This window comes from Cochlodiniinecator piscidefendens, from assembly GCF_011326755.1.
GTDB lineage: Bacteria > Pseudomonadota > Alphaproteobacteria > Rhodobacterales > Rhodobacteraceae > Cochlodiniinecator > Cochlodiniinecator piscidefendens.
In genome coordinates this window covers 101,841-114,282 of sequence record NZ_JAAOIE010000006.1, presented here as the reverse complement: position 1 = coordinate 114,282, position 12,442 = coordinate 101,841, and the positions used below count along the sequence as shown (strand labels likewise).

At 51.2% G+C, this 12,442-nt stretch carries 12 protein-coding genes; 11 read left to right on the top strand and 1 reads right to left on the bottom strand.

Going from position 1 to position 12,442, the window contains the following annotated elements:
• The first annotated feature begins 21 nt into the window (after positions 1-21).
• Positions 22-951, top strand: a complete 930-nt coding sequence (locus G9C99_RS15040) for a GlxA family transcriptional regulator (protein WP_231704090.1) — start codon at positions 22-24, stop codon at positions 949-951.
• Here G9C99_RS15040 and G9C99_RS15035 read toward each other — a convergent pair.
• Positions 913-1,920 carry a GlxA family transcriptional regulator gene (locus tag G9C99_RS15035; RefSeq protein WP_166418345.1) on the bottom strand — a complete coding sequence of 336 codons (1,008 nt, stop codon included), beginning with the start codon at positions 1,918-1,920 and terminating at the stop codon, positions 913-915. The two genes, G9C99_RS15040 and G9C99_RS15035, sit on opposite strands and share 39 nt — an antisense overlap.
• Before the next feature lie 115 nt (positions 1,921-2,035).
• On the opposite strand from G9C99_RS15035, the gene G9C99_RS15030 reads away from it, so the two are divergent.
• The 10 genes from G9C99_RS15030 (at position 2,036) to G9C99_RS14985 (ending at position 12,329) form a co-directional block, all read left to right on the top strand.
• Positions 2,036-3,982, top strand: a complete 1,947-nt coding sequence (locus G9C99_RS15030; RefSeq protein ID WP_166418344.1) for an acetoacetate--CoA ligase — start codon at positions 2,036-2,038, stop codon at positions 3,980-3,982.
• Positions 3,983-4,140: 158 nt separating this feature from the next.
• Positions 4,141-5,568, top strand: a complete 1,428-nt coding sequence (locus tag G9C99_RS15025; RefSeq protein ID WP_166418343.1) for an aldehyde dehydrogenase family protein — start codon at positions 4,141-4,143, stop codon at positions 5,566-5,568.
• A 4-nt stretch (positions 5,569-5,572) separates the two neighbouring features.
• Positions 5,573-6,982 (top strand): FAD-binding oxidoreductase, encoded by a 1,410-nt coding sequence (locus G9C99_RS15020; protein ID WP_166418342.1) that lies wholly within the window; start codon positions 5,573-5,575, stop codon positions 6,980-6,982.
• Positions 6,983-7,103: 121 nt separating this feature from the next.
• The gene (locus G9C99_RS15015) at positions 7,104-7,925 is read left to right on the top strand and encodes a substrate-binding periplasmic protein (protein WP_166418341.1); all 822 of its coding nucleotides are present in this window, start codon (positions 7,104-7,106) and stop codon (positions 7,923-7,925) included.
• 70 nt (positions 7,926-7,995) lie between these two features.
• Entirely contained in the window at positions 7,996-8,751 is a 756-nt protein-coding gene (locus G9C99_RS15010; protein WP_166418340.1) for an amino acid ABC transporter ATP-binding protein, read from the top strand.
• Positions 8,752-8,755: 4 nt separating this feature from the next.
• On the top strand, positions 8,756-9,427 hold the full coding sequence (locus tag G9C99_RS15005; RefSeq protein WP_166418339.1) for an amino acid ABC transporter permease: 672 nt from the start codon (positions 8,756-8,758) through the stop codon (positions 9,425-9,427).
• Between the two features lie 10 nt (positions 9,428-9,437).
• Complete coding sequence (locus G9C99_RS15000; RefSeq protein ID WP_166418338.1) at positions 9,438-10,103, top strand: amino acid ABC transporter permease; 666 nt, start codon at positions 9,438-9,440, stop codon at positions 10,101-10,103.
• Positions 10,100-10,837, top strand: coding sequence for an SDR family oxidoreductase (locus G9C99_RS14995; RefSeq protein ID WP_166418337.1), 738 nt, complete (start codon positions 10,100-10,102; stop codon positions 10,835-10,837). Before G9C99_RS15000 ends, G9C99_RS14995 begins: the two co-directional genes overlap by 4 nt.
• Position 10,838: 1 nt before the next feature.
• Positions 10,839-11,588, top strand: a complete 750-nt coding sequence (locus G9C99_RS14990; RefSeq protein ID WP_166418336.1) for an SDR family NAD(P)-dependent oxidoreductase — start codon at positions 10,839-10,841, stop codon at positions 11,586-11,588.
• Positions 11,589-11,597: 9 nt separating this feature from the next.
• On the top strand, positions 11,598-12,329 hold the full coding sequence (locus G9C99_RS14985; RefSeq protein ID WP_166418335.1) for an aspartate/glutamate racemase family protein: 732 nt from the start codon (positions 11,598-11,600) through the stop codon (positions 12,327-12,329).
• Positions 12,330-12,442: the final 113 nt, after the last annotated feature.

Sequence of the window (12,442 nt, the reverse complement as noted above, 5' to 3'; positions counted from 1 at the left end):
ACCATGCGGAGTTCGCACAAAATGCACAGTACAGGCCCGGATTTCGATATTCTTCTGTTTGACCATTTCTCGAACCACTGCTTGGCAAATACGGTTGAACCTTTGCGTGCCGTAAACATGATTTCGGGCAAAGCACATTATAATTGGCGATACCTAACGGTAGACGGGCAGCCCGTTCAAAGCTCAAGCGGGCTTCAGGTGGCTCCGCATGGTGCATTGAATGACGGGCAGGGCACGACGTTGGTTCTGATGCCATCGTATGACTTCCGCGCGCATCAAGGATGGCAAAACACGCGATTACTACGTGCCTCAGCAAAGCGTTATCAATATCTTGCTGGGTTAGACACCGGCAGCTGGTTGCTGGCCCAAGCCGGGTTGTTAGATGGATATAAGGCCACCATTCACTGGGAAGAGCTGACAAACTTCTCAGAAGAGTTTCCAGAAGTTGAGGTTCACAGGGAACGTTTTCTGATTGACCGTGACCGGATCACGTGTTCGGGCGCGATGGCTGCATTTGACTTGATCATGCATTTGATCATCGCAACGCATGGGCCACTGTTGGGGTTGGAGGTTGCGCAATTGTTTATGACTCGAGATTCGGCGCGCTCACACACGACGCCCTCCCGCACCAGCGCCCGTTTGGTCGATCGCGCCGTCGCCATCATGCAGGCCAATTTGGAAAAGCCGCTAGCGATAGGGCAGGTCGCAAAGCAGGTGGGCTGCACACAAAAAACACTAGAAAGCAAAACGCATGCAGAATTAGGTACAACGCCCCAAACTGTCTATCGACGCTTGCGGCTGAACCTAGCGCGCAAACTGGTGATCGATAGTGACTTACCCGTAACAGAAATTGCCTGCAGGTGTGGTTATGACAATGCCAGTGCCATGACTCGTGCATTCAAATCAGAATTTTCACAAACGCCCCGCGACTTTAGAAAATCCTCGGCCTAGCTTTTGCCCCCCGGTCAACGACGTATCCACCGAGCGAATATCGCGAATAGACAATCCAAAAGATTTTGTAAAAGATCGCCCCAAAGAAGACACCGAAGAAAAACCGCACCGTAGCGCGATCTGTTCGGAACTTAGCCGCGTTTCTTCTGCCAGATAACGCGCGCGTTGCAGGCGAAACATCTTGTAGTATTTTCCCGGTGTTATTCCGAGCTCTTGCATAAAGGTTCGGTTTAGCGTGCGTTCAGATAGGGATACCCGATCGGCTAATTCAAAGGTTGTCAAAGGGACTTCGATGTTCTCAGCCATAACGTTCAACGCCATCAGCACCTTGGGGGAGCCCTTTTCCCGCAGTCGTTGCGCCCCGCGCCCCTGCTCATTTTGATGTAGCGGGTCGTATACGAACATTGTCGACGCATCAAAGGCAGCAATAATGCCAAACAATTCACCGATTAGATCCAACATCATGTCCAGCGCGGTGCTCGCCCCGCCGCAACTTAGGATTCGACCGGAACGCACATATCTGGCGGTGGACACGTGAATTTGAGGGAAGGCTTCTTCAAACTCGTCCAATTCTTGCCAATGGATCGTTGCTGTATGCCCATCGAGAATGCCCGCAGCGCCTAATATCCAAGGGGCAGCGTCAAGCGCCAACACCAAATTTGCGCTGCGAACTGCGCGGCGCAGCCTTGCCAAAAGTTCCGGCTTATTCAAATCGCGCACTTGATACCCAGCGACCAAAACCAGATTTCGCGGCTGCGCTGCTTCATCAAATGCACTATCTGGCGTGACTTGGATACCGCTTGAACTGCGAACAGTCGCACCGCCAATGGTCGAGAGACTCCAGGATACCTCCCCCTGTTTCAGACGCAACCCGACATCGCGTAGGGGTTCCAGTGCATTGGCTAAAACCATATTGGAAAAGCCATCAAACAAGAGAAATTCGAAATGTTGAGAAGATTTTGGCGACATTTGTAAAAAATATGGCGATTAATGTATAGCTGTCAATAACGGCGACACGCTAACGCTATCGGATACTGGAGAGGTTCTCTTTGCCTCGGCGCACTTTTCAACGTGGGATATCATCATGACAAAACCCGAGCCCCTCTGGCAGCCGGAACCTGCAGAACGTGAACAAACATTGCTGGCTGGCTTCCAAAAACGGGCACGTGAAGAGACCGGCTTGGCCCTCGATAGCTACAAAGAACTGCATCGTTGGTCTATCAATGCTCCGGGAGAATTTTGGTCACTCGCATGGGATTTCTGCGGGCTCAGAGGTTCCAAAGGCGACACAGCTTATGTTGCAGCACCTGACCCCCTGGAGATTCAATTTTTCCCAAATGCCCAGTTAAATGTCGTCGATAGCTTTCTGAAAAACCCTGATGATCGGGATGCGGTGGTTTTTCATGGCGAAGACGGCCATCGTTTAGTTTGGAGTCGAGCACGCCTAAAACAAGAGGTAACAGCCATAGCCGCCGCCCTTCGAGCAGAAGGGATAAGTAAAGGCGACCACGTTGTCGGTTATGTACCCAATATGCCCCAAACCGTAGCTGCCATGCTGGCGACAGCAGCGATAGGGGCTATATGGTCGTCTTGCGCTCCGGAAAGCGGGCCAGATGTGGTCGTGGACCGTTTTGGTCAAATTGCGCCAAAGATTATGTTCGCCGCGGATGGATATTTTTTTAACGGCAAACAGTTTAATACCCGACACACCATCGCCGAGGTTGCTGCCAGAATACCGTCCATTCGTAAAACGATCGTTTGGGGCTATGCTCAAGCAGCTGAAAACTTACCTCAAGGTATGGTAAACTATAACAGTTTTCTCAAAAATGACGTTACCGAACTGCAGTGCGAACCGATGGGGTTTCGCGATCCGCTGTATATCATGTTTTCATCTGGAACCACGGGAAAACCCAAGTGTATCGAGCACTCAGGCGGTGGAACATTACTGCGGTTGCTCACCGAACATCAACTGCACAGCGACATACGCGCAGGCGACCGAATACTGTATTACACAACGTGCAATTGGATGATGTGGAACTGGTTGATTGCGGCATTGGCATCTGAGGCAACGATCATTCTCTTTGACGGCAGCCCTATGTATCCTAACATCAGCCGTCTCTTTGATATCGTAGATACAGAGAAAGCTACCCATCTAGGGGTCTCTGCAAAGTTTATTGACGCGTCGTTAAAGCGGGCCAACCAACCTGTAAAAACCCACGCATTGCCAAAACTGCGCGTGGTGTTGTCAACAGGGTCACCCCTGTCTCCTGATGGGTTTGAGCATGTATATTCAGATTGGAAAAGCGACGTACAACTCGCATCAATCTGCGGCGGTACAGACATTTTAGGCGCTTTCGTAGGGGGCTGTCCAACACGCCCCGTCTATCGCGGAGAAATTCAATGCGCGACCCTTGGTCTTGATATCGCAACACTAAACGAAGAGGGCCAGCAAATCACACACACCGCTGGTGAACTTGTATGCCGCAACGCCCATCCATCTATGCCCACCCGGTTTTTGAATGATCCGAACCACACACGCTACAAAGCGAGCTATTTTGAAACCTACCCGAACATCTGGCGCCAAGGGGATTTCACCATTCAGACTGAGCACGATGGCTTTGTTGTTTTGGGACGGTCCGACGCGACCTTGAACCCTGGAGGTGTACGCATTGGTACCGCTGAAATTTATCGCCAACTCGACAAAATCGAACACGTTCTTGATGCCGTCGTCGTCGGTCAAAGTTTTGACAATGATGTGCGGGTTGTCCTGTTTGTCACAACACCTGAACATGTCGAATTAGACGACACCCTGATTATGCAGATCAAATCCCAAATCCGCAAAAATGCGTCCCCACGGCACGTTCCTGCAAAAATCATCAAAGTGGCTGAAATCCCTCATACTAAATCTGGCAAGGTTGCCGAACTCGCCGTTAGGGACATCGTCAATGGTCAACCTCTCCGCAATTCTTCGGGGTTGGCCAATCCGCAATCACTTAAGTTGTTCGAAAATCACCCAGACCTCGCCCATTAGTTCCCACCTCACTCTGATGTGCCGCCCTGAGAACAAAACGATGCCTTGGCATCACCATCGTCTTACGAAAGGAGTTGTTTCCATTTCATAGAATTTCTTCGCGTCCCTTACCCAACGAATTCGCCATACTCAGTCGTGAACCAAGACAGGAGCGACAGATGGCCAAATTAAATCTCATTGCGGGAGAGTGGGTTTCTGGATCCTCGGAGATTGAAAATCGAAATCCCGCCAACCCTGAAGATATTGTTGGGATATACACGCGCGGTACCGCAAGCGATGTAAACGATGCCGTGTCCGCAGCTGCTGTAGCTTTTCCCGACTGGGCTGATGCATCGCCGCAATTCCGTGCTGATATCTTAGATCGGGCCGGGCAGATCATTCTGTCACGGCATACTGAAATTGGCCGCATCCTCAGCCGAGAGGAAGGTAAAACTCTCGCTGAAGCGATGGGTGAAACGATACGGGCGGGGCATCTGTTTAAGTTTTTCGCAGGCGAAGCGCTGCGCCTTGCTGGGGATTCCATTGCCTCTATCCGCAGTGGGGTTGATGTCGAAGTCACGCGTGAACCGCTGGGTGTGGTTGGGCTTATCACGCCCTGGAATTTCCCAATTGCCATACCTGCGTGGAAAACTGCGCCTGCTTTGGCTTATGGCAATACTGTTGTGTTAAAGCCAGCAGAGCAAACCCCAGCCTGCGCCCATATCATGGCTGAAATCTTACACGAAGCGGGGTGTCCCCCCGGTGTCTTCAATTTGGTTATGGGGCCGGGGTCCGTAATCGGTGATGCGATGGTCAATCATCCAAACGTTGCAGCAATTTCGTTCACGGGGTCCGAAGGTGTCGGTCAAAGAATTGCCGACGGTTGCGCACGCCTTCGCAAAAAGGTCCAACTGGAAATGGGTGGCAAGAACCCGATGGTCGTTATGGGCGACGCCGATCTGGATGTTGCTGTTCCAGCATGTATCAATGGCGCCTTTTACTCCACGGGGCAGCGCTGCACTGCGTCCTCTCGGCTGATTGTAGAGGCGAATATTCACGACACCTTTGTCGAACGAATGCAGACGGCGATGAACGACCTTGTTCTCGGTAATCCATTGGATAGCACAACCCAAATTGGGCCTGTAGTGTCCGAAGGCCAACTGCGAAACAATATGGGATATGTTGAACTGGCCCAAAGCGAAGGCGCCGAAATCGTAGGTGGAAAACATCTCGATCAGCCCGGTTTTTTTCAATCTCCTGCGTTATTCTTGAACGCGACAAACAGCATGCGCTCAAGCCGTGAAGAAATATTTGGCCCCTGCGCGAGCGTCATCAAGGCAGATGGGTTTGAACACGCTTTGGCCTTAGCCAATGACACCAACTTTGGGCTCAGCTCTGGAATCTGCACAACTTCATTGCGGCATGCGCGAAACTTCAAACGATCCTCTGAAGCAGGTATGGTGATGGTAAACCTACCAACTGCAGGCGTGGATTATCACGTACCCTTTGGCGGTAGAAAAGGATCATCATTCGGTTCTCGGGAACAGGGTCGCTATGCCGTAGAATTCTACACTTCCCTAAAAACGGCCTATACTTTCGCAGGGTGAAACAATGACGTTGCAGAATGAATTGGCCAAACTACTGGGCCCAAAAGGATGGTTGAGCAGCGATAAAGAAAGCTACGAAACCGATTGGTTAAAAATGCAGTCTCATCAGTCGCTTGGTGTGGCGCGACCATGTTCAACGGCCGAAGTTTCTTCTGTTTTGAAACTGGCCCATGAGGCAGGTGTTCCCGTGATCCCGCAGGGTGGTAACACAAGCCTATGTGCAGGTGCTGTGCCTGAAATGCCCGGGCACATTATTATATCACTCAACCGTATGAACAAAGCTACCTCGGTTGATCCCTTAGCCTTTAGCGCAGTTGTCGAAGCAGGTGTGGTTCTGGCAGCCCTGCACGAACGCGTACAAGAAGATAACCTGGCTTTTCCAATGCATTTAGGGGCCGAAGGGTCCGCGCAAATTGGCGGACTTATTTCCACCAACGCAGGCGGGAGCCATGCGCTGCGCTATGGTATGATGCAGGATTTGGTTCTTGGGCTTGAGGTGGTATTACCCAATGGCCAAATTTGGAACGGATTGCGGCCACTGGTAAAGGATAACGCCGGGTATCAACTGCGCCGCCTGTTTTGCGGGGCAGAGGGCACGCTTGGCATAATAACGCGCGCAGCCTTGCGATTACATCCGGCACCTGTTGCGCGCGAGACGGCCCTACTGGCCATCCCTGATCTCGAAGCGATGGTGCGCGTCGGTGCCCGTTTGCGCCATAGTTTTGGGGAGTTCATTTCAGCGCTGGAGTTTTTTGCTGACGACGGCCTAGCCATGGTTTTGAACCACGTTGATGGAATTAAGTTTCCATTGGAAAACCACGCACCCGCTTACATTTTGTTGGAACTGTCTACGTCAGCGCCTGGGGTGGATTTGGCGCAGATGATGGAGACCGCATTAAGCGATGCATTTGAAGCCTCTCTGATCACCGATGGAACCATTGCTGCAAATGATGCGCAACGTGCGGCTATGTGGAAAATACGCGAAGAAATCCCCGAAGGACAGCGCAGAGAGGGGCCGCAAATCAAACATGATATAGCGGTTCCAGTCGCATCAGTTGGGCGGTTCATCATGGATATGGCACCGCGGCTAGATGCTATTTTGCCGGGCGTGCGCATCAACCCTTTCGGTCACCTCGGCGACGGCAATATTCACTACAACCTCAGTCCACCTGAGAAGCAGGGTGAATTCGGGGATCATAAAGCAGCGCTTTCATTATGTATCTACGAAGCAGCGGAGCAAATTGGCGGCAGTTTTGCCGCTGAGCACGGCTTGGGTCGGACAAAAGTCCATTTTGCAGATCAGTTACGTGACGCTTCTGAACGCCAGATGATGCAAAAGATCAAATTTGCATTGGATCCCCAATCACAACTCAACCCAGGCGTGATTTTAACCGCAACGCAATCGCAAGAATAATTTACCAAAGGTCCGCATTTCTTGATGTTTTACGCGCGTGACGCGGTCCAGAGTTTCCCCAGCTGATCTCGTCGCAATCCAAGTCGACCCTGATCAGAAAATCACATAAGGGAGGAACCTCATGTCCATTATTACCAAGATGAAAGTACTGGCGGCTTCGGCATCTGTTGCAGTCGCTGCGCTGGCTGTTCCGGCGCAGTCCCAAGAACGCGAAACACTTTGGACCGATGTTCAAGAACGTGGAACTTTGCGTGTCGGCGTTGCTGAAGCACCGCCGCTTATGGTGCGCGATCCGTTGACGGGTGAATGGTCGGGTTACTTCCTCGATGTAATGGAAGGGTTCGCTGGCGCGATTGACGTCGAAGTTGAGGTTGTCGAAACCACTTGGGGCAACATGGTTGCAGGTCTACAAGCCGGAAGATGGGATATCTCCAGCGGTCTGAACCGCAACCCGCAGCGTGCATTGGCGATCAATTTCTCTATTCCAATCTGGAGCTACGAGATTGGCCTTCTATACGACACAAACAATCCTAAAATTTCCGCAGACATGACAACGCTTGCTGATTTTGACACCGAAGGCATGACTATCGCTGTTATGGCTGGCGCGGCTGGCGATTTGTCGATCACCCCACAGATTGAACACGCGAATATTATCCGTATGGACGGCGCGAACGAAGGACGTTTGGCGGTTATTTCACGCCGCGCCGATGTCTTTGCGACAGACAGCGACATTCACCGCATCACAATTCGCCAGAACCAAGAGTGGGCTGCCCAAGTTCTACCAGAGCCCGCAATTGCGCGCCAAGGTATCGCATTCGGTCTGCGCAACTCTGTGTCACTCGAGGATGTTCAAGTGTTGGACATTTACCTCGAAGAGCAGGTCGCAACTGGCAATATCCAACGCCTGTACGAAGCCGCAGTAGATGAAATGACAGCCGAATAATTTGGTTTCACGTGCTGCCCGGCAAAGTCTGGGCAGCATTTCTAAGCCAGATTATGGATAGGGGGGTGATATGGCCTTTGTTGAGATCAACGGATTGGTCAAACGCTACGGAGCATTGTCTATTTTTGAGGGATTTGACCTCAAAATGGAGGCAACAGATCGTTTGGTACTTATCGGCCCATCCGGATGCGGAAAATCAACGCTGTTACGCTGTATGATGGGGTTAGAAGATATTGCAGGTGGCCAGATTTCTCTCGGTGGAAAAGAGTACATAGAAGGTGCCGAAGCCGGAAAAATGCGGATCGACGCAAAAATCCAAAAAGACGTCGGCATGGTGTTTCAACACTATACGTTGTTCCCCCACCTTTCGGTGTTGGGTAATTTGTGTCTCGCTCCAACGCGTTCGCGGGGTATGAAAAAGGCCATCGCTCGCGATAAGGCAATGGAATTATTGCAGCGGTTCGGATTGGCAGATCGCGCGGATTTTTATCCCAGTCAGCTCTCGGGTGGACAAAAGCAGCGTGTCGCAATTGCGCGGGCGCTGATGCTCGATCCAAAACTTATGCTGTTTGATGAGGTAACTTCAGCCCTTGACCCAGAACTGGTGAACGAAGTCGAAAACACCATGCAGGATTTGGCAAATGCGGGGATGCCTATGATGATCGTGACGCATGACATGCATTTTGCCAGAAACATCGCAACGAAGGTCGTATTCCAAGAACGCGGAAAGGTTATCGAAGCCGCGGCACCGGATGAACTTTTTGGAAACCCTCAACAAGAACGCACCCGCGACTTTTTACGCAATGTGCTTCACATAAACGGGTGATGCCATGAATTATGAATTCAACTGGTTCTACGTCCAAAAAAGCCTTCCGGATCTTTTTGATGGGCTGCTGGTAACGCTTCAATTAACGCTTTGGGCCAATGCCATTGGGCTGGTCTTTGGTTTTCTCGTCGCGCTCGGCATGATGTCAAAAATCAAACTGATCACATGGCCGTTGACCATCTACATAGAATTTTTTCGTTGCACACCTGCATTGATCCAACTGGTTTGGTTTTTCTTCTGTGTTCCGATCATATTCAATGTTTGGTGGAGCGGATATTTTATGGGTATTTTGGCCTTAGGGCTGAATCTGGCGGCCTTTAACGCAGAAGCCTACCGCGCTGCAATTCAGGCAATTCCACATTCCCATTCAGATGCGAGCGTTGCCTTAGGGCTAAATGCCTTTCAACGCATTATTCATGTCATATTGCCCCAAGCCTTGATCCTCGCACTGCCCGTTTTGATCACAAATGGGATAGGCATTTTCCAACAATCGGCCTTGGTTGCGCTCATCTCTGTTGAAGATTTGATGTATCAAGGACGTTATATTTCGACCCAGACCTTCCGTCCGATCGAAACCCTGACAACTGTAGCTCTGATTTATTTTGCTGTGTCTTTTCCAGTCTCGCAAGCCGTTAGCTACATAGAGCGGCGCACAAAGCGTCTGCTGGCAAACTAAGGAGGGGATGATGGAACTCGATTTCTCATTTTTGCTAAGTTACTCAGGCGTATTGCTACAGGGGCTTAGCACCACACTTCAATTTGTTGGCCTTGCGGCGCTTCTAGGGTTGATCTGGGGCTTTGTGCTTAGCCTTGGCCGGACGTCTGAAAACCATGTGATATATTGGGCATCGACACTGTATGTCGAATTTTTCCGCGGGACCCCAGTGCTTGTGCAGCTCTTTTGGGTGTTCTTTTGCCTTCCTCTCTTTTTGGGGATTGATCTATCCGGGTTTGCGTCAGCCGTTATCGCCCTCTCGCTTTATAGCGGAGCGATCATATCCGAGAGTTTTCGCGCTGCTTTAAAGTCTATCGAAAGCAGCCAGTTTGACGCTTGCACGGCACTTGGGCTTCCCAGAGGGGTCCAAACGATTTTCGTTGTTTTACCTCAGGCGGTTCTGCGCGCCATTCCCAACCTTTTGTCCAATGTTGTGTCTTTGTTCAAAGAAAGCGCACTCGTGTCGGCCGTAGGCATGGCTGATTTGATGTATGTCGGACAAAATATCGCCAATAATGTTGCACGGCCTATTGAAATACTTACCGTTGTGGCGCTGATTTATTTTGCAATTGGTTTTCCACTCACCCGAGCCGTAAGCGTGGTTGAAGCCCGTCTTTTGAAAGTAGTCAAAGCATGAATTCTAAGAAACCTCTCGCGCTCGTTACAGGTGCAACTAGCGGAATTGGGCGTGCCATTACCTATGCTTTGGCCGACAAAGGGTACGAAGTAATCGCCCTTGGACGCAGTGCCGCAACGCTTGAGAAAATGCAGACACATGCGGGTGTACGCCCGCTAGCGCTCGACTTAACAGACCGCGAGGCTTTGGAAACAGCGTTAGACGGCGAAACCATAGATGTGTTGGTAAACAACGCCGGCGTTATGCCCCCGGTCACTGGGTTCTGTGACATGGCGCAATCAGACATTGATACAACGCTTGAGGTAAACCTGTCTGCGGCGATCGCCACAACGCGGATGATCCTTCCGGGTATGGCAGCACGAAAACGCGGGCATCTCTTTTTCATTGGATCCACTGCGGGGCAGGGCCCTTTCCCAAATATGGCGGTTTACGGGGCATCAAAGGCGGCGATTTCCAGCTTTGCCAGCGCTTTACGATGCGATTTATCCGGGAGCAAAGTACGCGTCACAGAAATCGTCGCAGGGCGTGTTGAAACCGCGCTGTATCGTGATGTTCTCAGTGATCGGGCCCGTTCAGACATGTACGAAGCGTTTGACGCCGTACAGCCAGAAGACGTGGCTGAGATGTTGTTGTCCGTTCTCAATATGCCTGTGCACGTGGACGTCACCCGGTTTGATATACTGCCCACCGCCCAATTTGTTGGCGGCGGCGGGTTTGCAAAAAAGGATACCTGAAATGGATGGATTATCAGTTGTTGTCGTTGGTGGCGGTGCCGGACTTGGCCTGTTGCTGGCGGATATGGCGGTCGAAAACGGAGCGTCTGCGATTGGGATCATTGATGTGAACGAAAAGGCCGCCGAAACCGCACTCTCCTCTGCGCGCGCAGCGGGTTTGAAAACGGCTTTCGCGGCGTGTGACATCCGTACATCCGACGCCGCGCACACCGCCTTTGCTCAGATCGCGGCAGAACTGGGCCGAGTAGATACCGTGATAAATTCGGCGGCAATTTATCCTCGCAAATCAATGCTGGATATCACGGACGCCGATTGGGACGCCTCAAATGCAGTGAATATCAAAGGCACGTTTCACATGTGTGTTGCCGCGATCAAACAGTTTCGCGCCCAAGAAACGGATGGCGTTGTCAAAGGCCGCATCGTTAACATCACATCCGTTGATGCTTTCAAAGCCCACCCTCAGAACGCCCACTACGCCGCAACCAAAGCAGCAGTTGTAAGCCTCACTAAGAGCTTTGCGCATGAAGTGGCGCCAGACAACATTTTGGTGAACTCCGTCGCCCCCGCAGGCATGGCGACAGACAAAGCACGAGAAGCCGGGTTTTTAGGCGAGCTGGCCGCAGCAAGCCCATTGGGACGCGGTGGGGAGCCGCGCGAAATGGCGGAATGGGTCATGATGGCCGGAGGCCCAAAAAATACATATATGACCGGAGAGAACATCATCGTCTCCGGCGGTTACATCTACGCTTAAGGGGCGATCATGATTTATAAATCACGTACAAAAAGCCAAAGCTGGGCAGGCGAAACCATCGGCATTTTGGTGTTAGATTGCCACTACCCATTTTTGCCTGGCAATGTGGCCAACGCAACAACCTACAATTTCCCTGTGCGTTATGCGGTTGTCGAAGGCGCGACAGCAGACCGATTGCTGTATCAGGCTGATCCGACATTGATTGAACCCTTCATTGCAGCGGCACAAAAACTGCAAGCTGAAGGCGTCAAGGCAATCACCGGAGCCTGTGGTTTTATGGCGTTGTTTCAAAAAGAAATCGCCGCCGCTGTTGATATCCCGGTTTTTGCGTCTAGCCTGCTGCAAATTCCCTTTGTGCACCAAATCACAGGCAAGCGCGTTGGCATTATCACCGCCGACAGCACATGTTTGAAACCAGAGCACTTTTCTGGAACTGGCGTTGGAAAAGATATTCCTTTGGCCATTGGCGGAATGGAAACCAAAGAAGCATTCATGCAGGGTATAATCGCCAATATTGGTGAACTGGATGACGATGGTATTCGCGAAGGGGTCGTAGACGTTGCCCGTAAACTTCAGGCCGACCATGACGACCTTGGCGCGATCTTACTCGAATGCAGTGATCTGCCGCCTTATGCACATGCAGTGCAAGCCGCAACCGGGTTACCCGTTTTCGATTTTATCACCATGATCAACTACGTCCACGAAACGCTTGCGCGTAAACCTTATTATGGTTTGATCTAAATCTGTGTTTCAGACTTGGTGCAGAATTTCTGAACGATCCCAAGATTTTCTGCACCGACCCGAGACACCACAGAGCGTAGGTTGAAGTACGTAAACTGAATATGACAGGTCCT